Source organism: Pseudomonas sp. NFX183 (assembly GCF_047943075.1).
Taxonomy (GTDB): Bacteria; Pseudomonadota; Gammaproteobacteria; order Pseudomonadales; family Pseudomonadaceae; genus Aquipseudomonas.
In genome coordinates, this window is the sequence record NZ_CP181333.1 from 4,670,113 (window position 1) to 4,686,126 (window position 16,014).

The 16,014-nt window shown below is 62.4% G+C and carries 12 protein-coding genes and 1 pseudogene; 9 read left to right on the forward strand and 4 right to left on the reverse strand.

Annotated elements, in window-relative coordinates; genetic code table 11:
* The first annotated feature begins 113 nt into the window (after positions 1 to 113).
* From ACM530_RS21845 to ACM530_RS21875, 7 genes and pseudogenes are all read left to right on the forward strand, one after another.
* A pseudogene (locus ACM530_RS21845) lies at positions 114 to 1,016 on the forward strand (acyl-CoA synthetase).
* On the forward strand, positions 1,013 to 1,783 hold the full coding sequence (locus tag ACM530_RS21850; protein ID WP_416363139.1) for an ABC transporter ATP-binding protein: 771 nt from the start codon (positions 1,013 to 1,015) through the stop codon (positions 1,781 to 1,783). Before ACM530_RS21845 ends, ACM530_RS21850 begins: the two are co-directional and overlap by 4 nt.
* Positions 1,783 to 2,664: a branched-chain amino acid ABC transporter permease gene (locus ACM530_RS21855; RefSeq protein WP_145164041.1), complete on the forward strand. Its 882-nt coding sequence runs from the start codon at positions 1,783 to 1,785 to the stop codon at positions 2,662 to 2,664. The genes ACM530_RS21850 and ACM530_RS21855 overlap by 1 nt, the downstream gene beginning before the upstream one ends.
* Before the next feature lie 4 nt (positions 2,665 to 2,668).
* Positions 2,669 to 3,718 (forward strand): branched-chain amino acid ABC transporter permease, encoded by a 1,050-nt coding sequence (locus ACM530_RS21860; protein WP_262209161.1) that lies wholly within the window; start codon positions 2,669 to 2,671, stop codon positions 3,716 to 3,718.
* 22 nt (positions 3,719 to 3,740) lie between these two features.
* Positions 3,741 to 5,081 carry an ABC transporter substrate-binding protein gene (locus tag ACM530_RS21865; RefSeq protein ID WP_262209162.1) on the forward strand — a complete coding sequence of 447 codons (1,341 nt, stop codon included), beginning with the start codon at positions 3,741 to 3,743 and terminating at the stop codon, positions 5,079 to 5,081.
* Between the two features lie 3 nt (positions 5,082 to 5,084).
* Complete coding sequence (locus ACM530_RS21870; protein ID WP_416363141.1) at positions 5,085 to 5,852, forward strand: ABC transporter ATP-binding protein; 768 nt, start codon at positions 5,085 to 5,087, stop codon at positions 5,850 to 5,852.
* 11 nt (positions 5,853 to 5,863) lie between these two features.
* Positions 5,864 to 7,258: an FAD/NAD(P)-binding protein gene (locus ACM530_RS21875; protein WP_416363142.1), complete on the forward strand. Its 1,395-nt coding sequence runs from the start codon at positions 5,864 to 5,866 to the stop codon at positions 7,256 to 7,258.
* Between the two features lie 159 nt (positions 7,259 to 7,417).
* On the opposite strand, the gene ACM530_RS21880 is transcribed toward ACM530_RS21875, so the two are convergent.
* From ACM530_RS21880 to ACM530_RS21895, 4 genes are read right to left on the reverse strand one after another with little or no spacing between them, the layout of a single operon-like run.
* Positions 7,418 to 8,674 carry an efflux RND transporter periplasmic adaptor subunit gene (locus tag ACM530_RS21880; protein WP_416363143.1) on the reverse strand — a complete coding sequence of 419 codons (1,257 nt, stop codon included), beginning with the start codon at positions 8,672 to 8,674 and terminating at the stop codon, positions 7,418 to 7,420.
* Positions 8,664 to 10,163 carry a TolC family protein gene (locus ACM530_RS21885; RefSeq protein WP_416363144.1) on the reverse strand — a complete coding sequence of 500 codons (1,500 nt, stop codon included), beginning with the start codon at positions 10,161 to 10,163 and terminating at the stop codon, positions 8,664 to 8,666. The genes ACM530_RS21880 and ACM530_RS21885 overlap by 11 nt, the downstream gene beginning before the upstream one ends.
* Positions 10,156 to 11,355 (reverse strand): ABC transporter permease, encoded by a 1,200-nt coding sequence (locus ACM530_RS21890; RefSeq protein ID WP_145164055.1) that lies wholly within the window; start codon positions 11,353 to 11,355, stop codon positions 10,156 to 10,158. The genes ACM530_RS21885 and ACM530_RS21890 overlap by 8 nt, the downstream gene beginning before the upstream one ends.
* Positions 11,352 to 12,059, reverse strand: coding sequence for an ABC transporter ATP-binding protein (locus ACM530_RS21895; RefSeq protein ID WP_416363145.1), 708 nt, complete (start codon positions 12,057 to 12,059; stop codon positions 11,352 to 11,354). Before ACM530_RS21895 ends, ACM530_RS21890 begins: the two co-directional genes overlap by 4 nt.
* Before the next feature lie 357 nt (positions 12,060 to 12,416).
* Between ACM530_RS21895 and ACM530_RS21900 the strand changes: the two genes are divergently transcribed.
* Positions 12,417 to 13,169: a TetR/AcrR family transcriptional regulator gene (locus ACM530_RS21900; protein WP_145164059.1), complete on the forward strand. Its 753-nt coding sequence runs from the start codon at positions 12,417 to 12,419 to the stop codon at positions 13,167 to 13,169.
* A 295-nt stretch (positions 13,170 to 13,464) separates the two neighbouring features.
* Entirely contained in the window at positions 13,465 to 15,825 is a 2,361-nt protein-coding gene (locus ACM530_RS21905; RefSeq protein WP_416363146.1) for a YncE family protein, read from the forward strand.
* The last annotated feature ends 189 nt before the right edge of the window (positions 15,826 to 16,014 follow it).

Here is a 16,014-nt window from a genome sequence, read left to right on the forward strand (position 1 = left end):
CTGACACACCGTTATCGCAGGCAAGCCAGCTCCCACAGTAGAACTGTATTGATCCAAATAACTCCGCCAGCGGACCACCGCACGCACATCACTTTAATAGGAGCATCACCCCTATGAGCGTGCACGAACTCAAACGTCCGCTGGGCCTGGAATGGCCCGCCGAACTGCTCGGCAACCTGTCCGAGCCTTTGGAACACCTGCGCCACTGGGCGCAAATCACGCCCTTGCAGACGGCCCTGCGCCACAAGCGCCAGGGCCAGTGGTATGCCTGGCGGTGGATTGACGCCTTGCGCGACGTCGAGCGCCTGGCCGATGGGTTGCGCCAGCAAGGCTTTGGCGAGCAGTCGCGGCTGGCCCTCAGCGGCGCGTTCGAGCCGAACCTGCTGTTGTTGGCGTTGGCTGCGCAATCGGTCGGCGGGCAGGTGGTGACCCTGGCCGATGGCCTCGAGCCCGAAGTCCTTTACCAACAGCTGTGGCGTATTCGCCCTACCCATTCGTATGTGCAGGACCGCCGGCAAGTGCGGCACTGGGCGTCTGCCAATCGACTGGATTTCGCCCAGTTGCTCGGCCCGCTGGACCCGGCGCAGCACTTGCAGCGCTGGTGGCAACCCACCGGCGAAAGCGCGTTGTGGAGCGAGGAGGGCACTCACTGGCAGGGCGGGTTGGCTGTGGTGCTGGAGCAGTGGCTCAACAGCGGCCATGGCCTGGCCTTTCCGGAAAACCTCGCTTCGGCCCGCCGCGATCGCAGTGAAGTCGCTCCGACTGGCCTGCTGTTATCACCTGAGCGTTTGCACCACCTGGCCGACGACATCGAAAGCCGCCTCGCGCCCCACGGTACCTAGCGCCGACGCCTGTGCGACTGGGCCATCGCCCACCCGCAAAGTGGCCTGCGCCGCTTGCTGAAAAACCGCGTGCGCAGGCTGCTGGGCTTTCAGCGTCTGTCCTACATCTGGCAACCGCTTAAATCCAAGGCCGAGCCGACATGGCTGGCCGAATTCAAACGGGACATCGCATGAGCCAGGCCATTCTCCAGGTACGCGACATCTCGTTGTCATTCAAGGGCGTCAAGGCGATCAATGCCTTGTCGTTTGACGTGCAGCGCGGCGAGATTTGCGCGCTGATCGGGCCAAATGGCGCCGGCAAGAGTTCGTTGCTCAATGTGCTCAACGGCGTGTACCGCTTTGACGCCGGCGAGATCGTCTTCGATCAACAACACTTTCACCGCATCGACCCATTGGGCGCGGCGCGCCGTGGCATCGGCCGCACCTTCCAGAACAACGCGCTGTTCAAAAAAATGAGCGTGCTCGACAACATCCTCACCGGCCTGTCGCGGCATATGCGCAGCACCTTTATCGAACAGGCCCTGGGCTTGCCGCGCGCCCGGCGTGAGGCCGAGGCCTTCCGCCTGCGTGCCCAGGGCATCCTCGAATTCCTGGAGCTGCAAGCCCACCGCGATGTGCTGGTGGGCAACCTGTCCTACGGCCTGCAAAAACGCGTGGAGTTGGGCCGCGCGTTGATCGCAGGCCCCAGCCTGCTGCTGCTCGACGAACCCATGGCCGGGATGAACGCCGAAGAAAAACACGAAATGGCGCGCTTCGTCGCCGACGTGAACCGCGACCTGGGCACCACCGTGGTGTTGATCGAGCACGACATGGGCGTGGTCATGGGCCTGTCCGACCATGTGGTGGTGCTCGACTACGGGCGCAAGGTCGGCGACGGCACGCCCGCCGAGGTTCAGGCCAACCCCGAAGTGATCAGCGCCTACCTGGGAGTCGCACACTGATGACGTTCTTTTTCGAAACCCTGCTCGGCGGCTTGCTCGCCGGCACCCTGTACTCGCTGGTCGCCATCGGCTTCGTGCTGATCTACAAGGCCAGCGGCGTGTTCAATTTCGCCCAGGGCTCGATGCTGCTGTTCGCCGCGCTGACCTTTGTCAGCCTGCATGACCAAGGCGTGCCGTTCGCCCTGGCGCTGCTGCTGACGGTGATCGTGATGATCGTCGGCGCCTTGCTGATCGAGCGGCTGGTGTTGCGCCCGTTGGTGAACCGTTCGCAGATCACGTTGTTCATGGCCACGTTGGGCCTGTCGTTCATTATCGAAGGCCTGGCCCAGGGCTTGATGGGCTCGCAGGTGCGCGCGCTGGATTTGGGCATTGACGACGTGCCGCTGTTTGTCGGGCCACTGATGCTCAGCCAGTTTGATCTGATTGCCGCCGCGGCGGCGGTGGTGCTGGTCACGGTGTTGGCGTTGCTGTTCAACAAGACACGCATCGGCGTGTCGTTGCGCGCGGTGGCGGATGACACCACGGCGGCGCTGTCCATCGGCATCAACCTCAACCGCATCTGGCAGATCGTCTGGGCCGTGGCCGGCGTGGTCGGGCTGGTGGCGGGGCTGCTGTGGGGCGCGCGCCAAGGGGTGCAGTTTTCGCTGTCGCTGGTGGTGCTCAAGGCCTTGCCGGTGCTGATCATCGGCGGCTTTACCTCGATTGGCGGGGCGATTGTCGGCGGGCTGATTGTCGGCGCGGCGGAAAACCTCGCCGAGGTGTATATCGGCCCGCTGATCGGCGGCGGCATCACGCCGTGGTTTGCCTACGTACTGGCCCTGGCCTTCCTGTATATCCGTCCCGCCGGCCTGTTCGGCGAGCGCGCCATCGAGCGAGTCTGAACCCATGTCGATTCCTGTCGTTCAACAAACCGCACCGTTGGTGTTGATCCAGCGACGCGTGCCCTGGGGCCTGATCGGCCTGTTGGCGCTGGCCTTTGTTGTCGTGCCGCTGTGGGGCAATGACTATTGGCTCAATGCGATCCTCGTCCCGTTTCTGGTGCTGTCGCTGGCCGGGCTGGGCTTGAACCTGCTCACCGGCTACACCGGGCAAACCTCGGTGGGCGCGGCCGGTTTCATGGCCGTCGGCGCGTTCGCCACCTACGGGTTTTTGCTGCGTCTGCCGGCGCTCGGTTTGCCGGTGGCGCTGCTCGGTGGTGGGGTGATCAGCGCATTGGTGGGGCTGTTGTTCGGCCTGCCCAGTTCGCGGATCAAGGGTTTTTACCTGATGGTCACCACCTTGGCCGCGCAGTTTTTCCTGGAGTGGCTGTTCGTCAAATTCCCCTGGTTCTACAACTACGGCTCCTCTGGCACCATTTCTGCGCCGCAACTGGCGCTGTTCGGCCATGACCTCAACACGCCGCTGGGGCGTTACCTGCTGACGCTGGTCACGGTGTTGCTGCTGACCTGGACCGCCGTCAACCTGGTGCGCAGCCAGGTCGGCCGCAACTGGATGGCGATCCGCGACATGGACACCGCCGCCGCCGTGGTCGGTATCCCGGTGGTGCGTTACAAGCGCCTGGCGTTCGCCGTCAGTTCGTTCTACTTAGGCATTGCCGGTGCACTGTGGGCCTTCGCTTACTTGGGCACGGCCAGTGCCAGCAGCTTTGATATCAACCGCTCGTTCCAGATCCTGTTCATCATCATTATCGGCGGCATGGGCAGCATTGCCGGCAACTTCGTCGGCGCGGCGTTTATCAGCCTGCTGCCGATTTTGCTCAGCCATGCCGGGCAGGCCTTGTTCGGCGGCTCGGTGGATGCGGGGCAATTGCAGAACCTGCAAAAAATCATCTTTGGCGTGTTGATCATCGTGTTCCTGATCAAGGAACCCGAGGGGTTGATTCGTCTGTTGCACAACCTGCGTGACCGTCTGCGGCAGTGGCCGCTGCGCTTCTAACATTCCCTCAAGAGAATCCAATATGCGTGCAACCTTGAAACGTTCCCTGGTCGGCGCCGCCTTTGCGCTGGCCGCCTTGGCGGGCGCTGTGCCCCAGGCGACGGCCTCGCCCGACCAGCAATTCATTCCCCTGGCCACCTACCGTGTGGGCGCGTACGCCTCCAGCGGCGTGCAGGTGTGGGCCGGGATGATCGACTACCTGCGTTATATCAACGAGGTCGAAGGCGGCATCAATGGCGTGAAACTGGTGTGGCAGGAATGCGAAACCGAGTGGACGGCGGAGAAGGGCATCGAGTGCTACGAGCGCTTCAAGAATGGCCTGGATGGCGCGCCGGTCGCGGTCTATCAACCCAATGGCGCCCCGGCGGCGTACGCGCTGAGTGAGCGTGCCGAGGTGGACAAGATCCCGCTGATCACCCTCGGTTACGGCCGTACCGAAGCCACCGACGGCACGGTGTTCCCGTACAACTTCCCGGTGATGCTGACCTTTTACAGCGAAGCCTCAACCCTGGTGAACTACATCGCCCAGCGCGAAGGCGGTTTCGACAAACTCAAGGGCAAGAAGATCGCCACGGTCTATCACGACTCGGCCTATGGGCGCGAAACCCTTGGCCCGCTGAAGTTGCTGGCAGAGAAATACGGCTTTGAAAATATCCAGATTCCGGTGGCCGATCCGGGCAATGAACAGTCGGCGCAATGGCGCCAGGTCCGTCAGGCGAACCCGGACTGGGTGTTCCTGCGCACCTGGGGCGTCTCCACGCCGGTAGCGGTGAAAACCGCCGCACGTTTTGGCTTCCCGGTCGACCATATCATCGGCGATATCTGGGCCAGCTCCAGCGAAGACGTGCTGCCTGCCGGCGCGTCCGCCAAAGGCTATCTGGCGCTGACGCCATACCCGGCCGGTGCCGACTTCGAGATCCACAAACGCCTCAAGCAGTACGTCCTCGACAAGGGCCACAGTGACCTCAAGGACCTGAAAAACTTCGGCAGCGTCTACTACAACTCCGGCCTGGTGAACGCCGCCGTGGCCGTGGAAGCGATCCGCACCGGCCAGGCCAAATTCGGCAAGCGCCCGCTCAACGGCGAAGAAGGCCGTTGGGGCCTGGAACACTTGAACATCGACGACGCGCGCTTGAAGGACATGGGCTACCTGGGCCTGATGCAGAACCTCAAATTGTCGTGCCGCGACCATGAAGGCGGCGGTTCGGCGCGGGTGCAGCAATGGGACGGCGCCAACTGGACGCTGATCAGCGACTGGATCGCCGCCGACCGCGCGTTGCTGCGCCCATTGATCGACGAAAAATCCGCCGCGTTCGCCAAGGAAAAAGGCCTGACGCCGCGCACCTGCACCGGAGATGAATAACTCATGAGCCAACCCGCCGCCGAGTCCGCCAGCCAAGCGCTGTTGACGGTCGATGACATCGAAGTGATCTATGACGGCGCAATCCTGGCGGTGGCCGGGGTGTCCTTGAGCGTGCCCAAGGGCGCCATCGTTGCCTTGCTCGGCGCCAATGGCGCGGGCAAAAGCACCACGCTCAAGGCGATCTCGGGGCTGGTGCGTGCCGAACGGGCCGAGGTCAGCCGGGGCGTGATTGAATACGCCGGCCGCGACCTTGCCGGCATCGACCCCAGCCAGCGCGTGCGTGAGGGCATGGTCCATGTGTTGGAGGGCCGGCATGTGTTCGGCCAGCTGACGGTCGAAGACAATCTGCGCAGTGGCGGCTTTGTGCGGCGCCTGAGCCGCAAGGCTATGGAGCATGACATGGAACGCATCTACGCCTGGTTTCCACGCCTCAAGACCAAGCGCCACACGCGTGCCGGGCTGACCTCCGGCGGCGAACAGCAGATGGTTGCCATCGGCCGCGCGTTGATGACGCGGCCCACCCTGGTGCTGCTCGACGAGCCGTCGATGGGCCTGGCACCGATGATCGTGCAGGAAATTTTCGCGATCATCGCCCAGCTCAACCGTGAGCAGCAGGTGAGCTTTTTGATCGCCGAGCAGAACATCAACGTTGCGCTCACCTATGCGTCCCAGGGCTACGTGCTGGATACTGGGCGGGTGGTCTTGGGTGGCAGCGCCGCTGAACTGCGGGCGCGCGGCGATTTGCACGATATTTATCTGGGTAAACAGTAAGGGCGATGTGCATGACTGAATCCACCCGCAACGCTGATGTCTTGATCATCGGCGGCGGCCTGAGCGGCACGATGTTGGCCGTGCAATTGCTGCGCCTGCCTGGGCAGCGTCGCATCCTGGTGATTGAGCCCCGCGCCGAACTGGGCCGTGGCGAGGCCTACAGCGCGGTCGAGCTGGGCCACACCTTGAACGGCAACGCCGCGCGCATGAGCGTCGACCCGGATAACGCCGACGACCTGACTCAATGGCTCACCGACTACATCGGCGCCGGTGGGTGGCCGCAGGCGCACCAGCAAGCGGTGCCGATCAGTGAGCTGTTCCCGCCGCGCGGGATCTTTGGGCTGTACGCGCAGCAGCGGCTGGCCGAAGCCAAGGCGTTGTCGGCTTCGACGGTGGAGCATGTGCGTGGCGAGGTCATCGACCTGCACATGGATGAGAGCGCCACAGTGCTGACACTTGATAACGGCCAGCAACTGCGCGGCGCCTTCGCGGTATTGGCCACCGGCATGTTTCCCGCAGCGCGTACGCCGCAGACCGACTCCAGCGGCTTGAACGCGGCAGCCGTCGACCCGTGGGATGTGCAGGCGATGACCCTGATCGACCCGCAATCGACGGTACTGATCATCGGCTCCGGGCTGACCATGGTGGACGCCGTGGTGTCGCTGGAGCAGGCCGGCCATCGTGGCCCGATCGAGATTTTTTCGCGCCACGGGCTGCTGCCGCATGTACGGCGCCAGCCCCCGGGCTGGGTGGATTTTCTCGCCGAGGACCATCGCCTGCGCAGCCCGAGGCAATTGCTGCGCGAGGTGCGCCGCCAATGCCGCCGTGCGCTGCAGCAAGGCATCGATTGGCAGGCGCCGCTGGACACCGTGCGCGCGCATGTTGCCCGTTTGTGGAGCCAGGCCAGCGACGTCGAAAAACGCCAGTTCGTGCGCCATGTACGGCCGTGGTGGGAAAGTCATCATCACCGTTCGCCGCCGTTGAGCGCGCAATTGGTGGCACGGTTGCAGGACGAAGGGCGGTTGCGGGTTCACGCAGCGTTGTTCAAGGGCCTGGTGGCCTCGGACGGCGGTGTGACTGTCCGCGTGCGTCGTCGCGGCGAGCAGGAGGTGACGCAGGTGTCGGGGGCGGCGTTGATCAATTCCAGTGGCATTGAGTACGACTGGCGCCGCGTGGCCCGGCCGTTGCCCCAGCAGTTGCTCAAGCGTGGGTTGATCCAGCCCGGGCCATTGGCGTTGGGGATTGCGGCGGACGTGTCGGGCGCTGTGCTGGATGCCGAGGGCAATGTCAGCCGGCGCCTGTTCGCCATGGGCCCGCCGTTGCGCGGGATGTGGTGGGAAAGCACAGCGGTGACCGACGTGGCGATTCAGGCCAAGGCGTTGGCGTTGAAGCTGACAAATATCTAATGTGGGAGCGAGTTCAGCCGGCAGACTTCTGTGCTCTGCTTTTCTGTGGGAGCTGGCTTGCCTGCGATGCAGGCAACTCGGTACATCAGGCATAAGCAGTTGATGCCATCGCAGCGGTGCGGCGATCCGACAAGCCCGCTCCCACAGTTGATCGGCGTTTCAACTTCCAATCTTCACGAAACCAGGCTTGAGGCCAAACACTTCCACCCCCTGCGCGGTCGACTGCCCGGTGGTGACCTTCACCCGTTCCACCGGTTGATCCATCGTCGCGCGGTACTCCACGGTCATGTCAGCGCGGTTGATCGCCTGGCTGGGAACCACAATCGCCTGCGCGTTGTTGTAGGTGACGATGGTCAATCGCGCACTCATGCCCAGTCGCACGCGTTGCAATTGCTGCGGTGTCAGTTTGGGAATCGACAACGTCACCGGAAACTGCGCGCTGCCCTGGCTGTCGCTGGCAATCGCCAAGCCACTGACCACACTCACGGAGCCGGTCAGCCGCTCACCGTCGAAGCCATCGCCCATCACTTCCACCGCCTGGCCTTGGTGCAGTTGGTTGATGTCCAGCTCCGACACCTTGGCGACGATTTTCAGCCGTTCGATGTTCGCCAGGCCGAACAGCACCTGGCCCTGGCTGACTTTGCTGCCGGCCTGTACCGGCGCGTTATTGTTGCCACCGCCTGGCGTCGACGTAGTGCTGCCGGGGGCGGGCACCACGATGCCGGAGAACGGCGCCTTGACCTCCTTGCCATCGAGCAGTTTGTGCAGGGCGTCGTACTTGACCGTGGCATTGGTCAGTTCCATGTCGGCGATCTGCTTGTATTCGCCCTGGCCCTGGCTCTGCGCCTGCTGCAGTTCACTGCGGGCCGAGGCGAGGTCCAGTTGCTGCTGTTGAGTCTGTTGTTTGAGGTCGTCCAGTTCGTTGCGCGGAATGATGCCGCGCTTGAACAGGTTTTCGCTTTCGGTGAGTTTGCGCTGGGTGTTGCCGGCGGTCATTTCGGCGGTGCGCAGGCTGCGGCGCGCACGGCTGACGGCGGGGCTGCTGTCCCAGTCTTGCATCTCTTGCACGGTGCGCCGGGCCTTGAGCTGGGCGGACAACGCGTCGCGCAGCTGCACTTCGAGGGTCGCCGGGTCCATGCGCAGCAGCACCTGGCCGGCGTCGACACGCTGGCCTTGCTCGACCAGGTTGTCCAGCACGTTGCCGTCGAACGGCGCCGTCAGGGTGACGGTGGACTCGGGTTCGATCTTGCCCACCAGGCCGATCTGGTGCACGAGTGCGTCGGGTTTCACCGCCAGCCACTGCTCGGCCGTCTGGGCTTGCCCGGCGTCACTGCGATGGCTGAGCACGGCAATGCCTGCGCCGGTCAGCAGCACGACCAATACAGCGCCCAGCAGGCGTTTTTTATCAGTAGTCATTGAGGGCGATTTCCCAACTTTCCAGCGTCATGCCCAGCGTCAGGTCGAGCTGGGTCTGGGCGTTCAAATAAGCGATCAGTGCATTGAGCTGCGCGTTCTCGGCGTTGCGCAGGTCGGTCTCGAAACTCAACACCTGAAAGTTGGTGGAGCGCCCGGCACTGAGTTTTTCCCGTTCGATTTCGATCTTGCGCCGCGACAGCTCAACAGCGCGCTGGGAGATTTCATATTGGCGCCAGCGGGTGCCGAGGTCGCGCACCACGTCATTGACGTTGCGTTCCAGCTCCTGACGCGCATCGGTGATACGGATCTCCTGGTCCTCTACGTTGACCCGCGCGCGCACCTCGGCCTGTCGCGTGCTGATGTCACCGATGGGGATTTGCACCTGCACGCCAGCGTAGCTGTTCCACGTGCGGTTGTTGCCGTTGCCGTTGCCGATGCCATTGCCGTTGTCGTTGTTGCTGTAGGCATCGCGGATCTGGTTGGCCCCGGCCACCAGGTCGACCTGCCAGCGCCCGGAATCCTTGGCGATCACCAGGTTGAGGTCGGCCTGCTGGCTGCCCAGCAAGGCGGCGAGGTATTCCGGCTGCTGGGTCAGCGCCAGGTTGAAGGCCTGGCGCTTGTCGATGGTCATCGGCCTGGCCTCCAGCGCCTCGCTGGCGCGGATGGGCGTCGACAGGTCCAGCGCCAACAGGCGCAGCAGGGCCAGGCGGCTGGTATCGAGCTGGTTCTGCGCTTCTTCGACGCCGAGTTGTTGGGTGGCGATGTCGGCTTCGGTCTGCACGATTTCGAACTCGGCCATGCGGCCTGCGCTGATCAATGCCTTGTTCACCTCCAGCAGCGTGTTGGAGCGTTTGAGCGCATCCTGGACGATGCTCAACTGCTCCTGGGCGCGCAGCAGTTCGCGGTAGGTGGCGATGATCTGGCTGATGGTCTGCGCCACGGTAGCCTTGAGGTTGAGCCGATTGGCCTGTTCCGACAGGCGCGACAGGCGCAACGGCGCGGTGGTGGCGTCCCAGCCGGCGCCGCGCGCCAGCGGCTGGATGAGCGCCAGGTCGAGGCCGTCACTGCGGTAGCGGCCGGCGCGATCGGCGTTGTTCAGTTGCTGGGTCCAGGCCATGCTCAGCCGCGTGCCGTATTCGCCGAGCAAGGTGGCGTTCGGGGCCAGGTTGGCATTGCGTGAGTTATCGGCGGTGCCGCGACTTTGGCGGTAATAACTGTTGAGCGTGAGCTTGGGGTTGAACACATCTTCGGCCACGCGCAGGTCGAACTTCTGCGCCACCCGTTGCAGGTACGCGCTGCGGATCGCCGGGTTGTTGCGCAAGCCCAGGTACACCGCATCACCCAGGGTCAGGGTGGTGACCTGGGCATTCAACGACACACCGCGCTCGTAACCGCTGCGGGTGCTGCTGGGGGCGGACGGGTTGATCACCACGTCGCCAGCCATGGCCGGCAGGCTTGCGATCAGCAGTAACAGCGGCCATTTATTCATCACGCAAGGCCTCCACCGGCTGCAGCCGCGAGGCGGACACCGCCGGGTAGATGCCAAAGAACAAGCCCACCAGCAACGTACTGCCCACCCCGAGGGGCAGCGCGGCGGCGGCCAGGGCAAACGCCCAGCCCGACAGCCAGGCGTAGAGCCAGGCGGCGCTCATGCCCAGCACCGCGCCGCAAAGTGCACCGACGGCCGTCAGGGTCACGGCTTCGAGCAGGAACAGGTTGCGGATATCACGCTGACGCGCACCCAGGGCCATGCGGATACCGATCTCACGGCGGCGCTCCGAGACATTCATCAGCATCACGTTCATCACACCGACGCCGCCGCCTACCAGCGAGATCGCACCCAGCGCCAGCAACAAATAGGCGAACGTGCGGCTCTGACGGGTCATGCCATCGATCATTTGCTGGGGCACCTGGATGTCGACATCGTGGTCGGTGAGTTGGCGTTTCAAGGCGCTGGAGGCGTCGCGGGCGATGCGCTCCATGTCCTGGCCTGGCGTGGCGCGGATAATCACGTTGCCGATCTGCGGCGTCGGGTAGATGCGGCGCATGCCTTCGGCGGGGATGAACAGCGATTCGTTGGCCTGCACTGGCATGAGCATGGCGCGGGCCTGGTTGTGCAGGATGCCCACTACCAGAAACAGGTAGTCGTTGATGCGTATGCGGTCGCCCGGTTTCAGCGGATCACCCGGCATACCCAGGGCCTGAGCGAGCTGGTCGCCGATCACGGCGTAGGTTTCACTGGCGTCGAAGGGCGAAAGAAATCGCCCGTCGCGCACCACCAGGCGCATGGCGTCCTTGATATCGGCTGTGGTGCCGACCAGGTTGGCGTTAGCCGTGCGGCCGTGGAACACGATGGGGCCACCGAACACACTGAGAGCACCGATATGGGCAATGCCCGGCACGGTGTCGCGCACGGCCTCAAGGTCGAGGCTGGCGCGCATCGGGGCGCTGCTGTTGCCTTTGGGCGGAAACTGGGCGACCAGGGTGTCGGTGCCCATGTCCTTGAAAATCATCGCGGCATCCACCGCCGCGTTATGGCCGATATTGATCAAGGCCACCACCGATGAACTGCCGATGACGATGCCCAGCAGCGCCAGGACCGAGCGCTTGCCCAGGGTGCGCAGGCTCACGAACGCTTCGTGCAGCAGTTGGCTCAGGCTCTGCTCGACCCGCAAGCTCATAGGCGCCCGGCCTCATGCACCACGCCATTGCGCACCAGGATCTTGCGCTCCAGGCGTTCGGCGATATGCGGGTCATGGGTGACGATGATCAGTGTTACTTGCTGCTCGCGGTTGAGGCCCAGAAGCAGATCCATGATCTCCTGGGCCGTGGTGCTGTCGAGGTTGCCGGTGGGTTCGTCGGCAAGAATCACCGAGGGTTTGCCGACCAGCGCACGCGCAATTGCCACGCGTTGACGCTGGCCGCCGGAGAGGTCGGCGGGGCGATGGTGGGCGCGCTCGGCCAGGCCGACCTGTTCCAGCATACGCAACGCCTGTTCCACCGACTCGTGGCGCGACACGCCGCGGTAACTCAAGGGCAGGGCGACGTTGTCCAGGGCACTGAGGCGCGGCAGCAGGTTGAAGCTCTGGAACACGAAACCGATCTGCTGGTTGCGGATTGCCGCCAGCTCATCGGGGCTGGCGCTGAAAATATCGTGGCCGGCGAAGTGGTACTGGCCGCAGTTGGGCAAATCCAGCAGGCCGAGGATATTGAGCAGGGTACTTTTGCCGGAGCCGGAGGCGCCGAGAATGCCGCAACTGTCGCCGCTGGCGATGGACAGGCACACATCATTGAGGATGTTCAGTTCCTGGCCGGCAAGCTGATAGCGTTTGCCGATGCCTTGCAGGGAGATCAAGCCTGGTTGCGCGGGGGTCTCTGTCATCATGACTACGCCTGCAGTCTCGACGGTGCCGCTTGCGCCCGGTAAATCCTTGTAACAAGTTCGGGAGCTGCCTGGTACGCGTCACGGACTGGTTTTATTTCTTGTTTTTAAAATATTGTTTGAATAGTAACCGCGTTCCATGCGCTTCGCCAGCCATGGATGTAGAGCGGTTTTACCCTTTGAAACGATTTTATCGCGCAAGCGTTCAGGTGACTCGCGATCCCTTCGGCGAGTCGCAGAAGTCCCGGTTATACAGGCTTTTAGATGGATAGCGCAGTGTCAGTACTTGCTTTCGAAGGGCCGCCCCGGTATAAAAAATCAAATTATTTTTTAAAACAATATTTCCCCCGTGGAACTCCTATGGTCGCGAAGAAACTCAGCGCTCCAAACGTTACCAAGACTCGACTGCTGGATGCGACAGAGGCTCTCTTCATCAAGTACGGCTACGACGCCGTTCTGCTCCGGCAGATTACAGAGCGCGCCCAGGTGAACCTGGCCGCCGTGAACTACCACTTCGGGGACAAGGATTCCCTGATGAAAACCCTGCTGATGCAGCGCCTGGAGCCGCTCAACGAGCAGCGCCTGGAACTGCTCGCGCGCTGTGAAGCCGAATCCGATGGGCCCCTCGATTGCGATACCTTGCTTGGCGTGCTGTTCGCCCCAGCCATGGGCCTGGAGCGCAGTGACCCGGCCAGCGGGGAAGGGCGCTCATTCATTCGCTTCCTGGGTCGGGTTTACAGCGACACCTCGCCGTTTATCCAGGAATACCTCAAGGTTCATTACCAGCCGGTGTTTCAGCGTTTTTTCGAAGCGTTTGCGCTGGCCTTGCCGGACCTGCCCCGCAATGAGCTTGGCGTGCGCCTGCAATTTGCCCTCAAGGCGATTTCCGGGGTGATGGCGGGGACGGAACTGCGCCTGCTGATGAACTCCATGAGTCTGGGCCGCCCGGCCACGGACGCCGAGGTAATGGCCAAGTTGATCACCCTGGTGTCGGCCGCGATTCGTGTGCCGCAGCAAAGCGCTGAGGCTGAAACCGCGTTGGCGAAGGTGCTGGATACCCAGCGCGCCATTCGTGAACAAGCGGTTGCGCCCGCGACCAAGGCAGCGCGATAAGCCTTTATTCAGGGCAAAAAAAAGCCCGCTGGGGCGGCGGGCTTGATGTGCAACGTTTGTAACGGATGAGGCTTCACCCTACGTCTGCGGATGTGAATAAATCGTGAAAAAAATGTAAGAAAATGGGTGGGTAACAACAGATTGTCGATCCTGTTGTTGCCTGTCGGATTTTTCCTGCAAGCCTACCATTCGTCGCCACTGTCAGTTCTGACAGTAGATTCGATGAGTGCCCCAAGCGCCTCATTCACCTTGCCCGTCGCGCCGTTTCAGCGCGCTAAACCAGCAAGGTATGGCCATGACCACTCCCACTGAAGAACTGTCTCCACCCCCTTATTCGGTCTACCCTGCTGTCCGATTGGCTGAGGCGCTTTACCCGGAAACCGCGACCTGGGGTCTGGGCCAGCGCGAAACCGACCCCTACGCGCTCTTTACCTTCGAGAACTGGTACGCGGCCACCGTCAACGATCTTTACGCGATTTACTGGCGCGATTCGAGTATTGCGGTGGCCTCGGCTGTCGTCACCAAGGTGGCTGATCGCTACAACCTGGCCATCCCCAAGACCAAGATTCCGGAAGGTGAATTCCCGGTGTTCGGGCAGGTCACGCGCGCTGCCAGCGGTCAATTGGTGCGCTCCCTTCCTGAAACCTACCTGGTCAAAACCAAGCGTCCCGGAGGTCTCACGTTCTGGGCTGCGGAGCAATTCCACAGAGGCTTGATCCTGTCGGTTGAGGGGTTCCCGGCGGGTTCGATCCTTAATCCCGGCAACATTACCGGCGGGTTGTGGTGCCTGATTACCAAGTACGAAAACATCCGCAAGAACGACACCATCACCGTCGCCTACGGCGCCACGACCATCGACCATGTTGTCAGCCCCGACGAGGCCGCCGGGCCGGGGCCGATCCGGGTTTTTATCAGCCCGTCGGTTATCCAGGCGGGCAACCTGTACGGCGCGGTAGGCGTGCAGTTTATGGTGCGCGATGTGGTGAACAACACCTCCGGCGAGAAGTACGCCTATTCCCGGCCCTACATCCTCAACAGTGAACTGGACCCCAACCTGCTGGACCCGCCGATCTTCACGGTCAACGACGTCGAAGCCTCCGTCGTTGATCTGGATCTGTCCAGCGCGGCACATTTCGCGGCGCTGGTCACCTTGCCGCGCAAGACGCCGACGCCGAGCCCGAGCAACCGTGTGGTGCTCATATTGGTGATCACCCAGGTTACCGAGTACGGCGAGTCAACCCGAACAATTCGCTTGCCGGCGGTGACCGACAGAAACCTGCGGGGCGAGAGCATTCCCATCGGCAACGGCGTATTCAGCTCGTTGATGGAGGCCAAGATCAGCCTTAGCTTTGAGTGGCAAACCGCTGGGGGAGTGGTGCTCAATCGCTCGGGCACCAGTGTGGTTCAAGTGGTCGGTACGCCAGCGTTGCGGCTGCTGGCGCCTGCTTTCGATAACAAAACGGGGCCCCAGATTGTCCTCGCCAGCAACTATCCGAGTGGCGCCGTTGTGGCCGTGGCGTATCAGGGCATGACTGAGGCGCAGATCATCAGGCTCAAATGGACCTTTGCCGATGGTACTGTCGCCAGTATTCCTGTGCAGGCCGGGGTCAGCAGCGGCCTGGTGCTGTTTTCCATCAGCGCCCAAATCCTCGCGCAAAGCCCAGGCCAGCTCATCAAGCTGTCTTATGAGGTGACGACGGGGACCAAGACACAATCTTCGGCTATTCAGGAGCTGACGTTTCAAGCCCAGGGCGGCGGGTTGACCGAGACGGTTGACGTCGGGATGGCCCCCCACGGGATCAGTATCACCAGCGATGGGCTGCGGGCTTTTGTAACCTGTCAGTTTAGCCATTCGGTTTCAGTGATTGATATCAAGGCGCGTAAAGTCATTTACACCCTCTTTAATGTGAACTCGGCGTTCCTGTCGGTGCTCAGTCCAGACAACCGGCGTCTGTATGTGGGCAATTTTGATGGGTCAAGTTACACCGTCATTGATACCTCCACGTACAGGATCCTTTCGACAGTTCAGATCGCGGGCGGCAACGACCTTTCGGGGCTCGCCATTATGGCGGATGGCTCGCGATTGTTTGTTGCCTGCACCCGAAATTCCTTCGTGTCGGTCCATGATGCCGCCTCGGGCGCCGTTCTGGGTCGGGTCTCCGTTGGGGTGAACCCGTTCGGCGTGGCGGTCAACCCGGAACAAACACAGGTGCTCGTCGCTTCAGCCTCGGTGTTGGATATCCTCAGCGCCGGTACCCGCAATGCGCTCGTGGCGAGAATCAGCGGTACCAATCGGCCCGTGCAAATTGCCTTCAGTGCGGGCACGCCGGCGCGCTACGCCTATGTCAGTGACGTTGATGGCGTCCTGGTTGTGGACCTTATGAGTAACGTCATCATCCAGAAAATCACGGGTATCAATTGGGCGTGGGGCATCACGCGAAACCCGAATGCTCCGGAACTCTGGGTGGGCGGCGTGGGCCCTGGCGGCATTGGGTCCAATCGCGATTCGGTGTACATCATCAACACCAACACAAACCAGGTTACTAAACGCCTCACCGGGTTCAGCAACGCTGCAAACATAGCCTTCTCGCCCGCCGCCGGTGTAGCACTGGTTGTCAATAACGGCTCGGACAGTGTGAGTTTCGTCCCGGTTTAAGGTCTTTAGTGCCTCACGTAACACACACAGGACGTGCATGGGACAGCACTGCGTCAACGCAGGCTGTCCCTTTTTCGTTAACGCTTGCAACGACTTGCCAGCCTGGCGGCTCGCTGACGCCGTGAAACGGGCCCTACCATTTGTCGCTACTGTCAGTTCTGACAGTAGATTCGATGCCTGTCCCAAGCG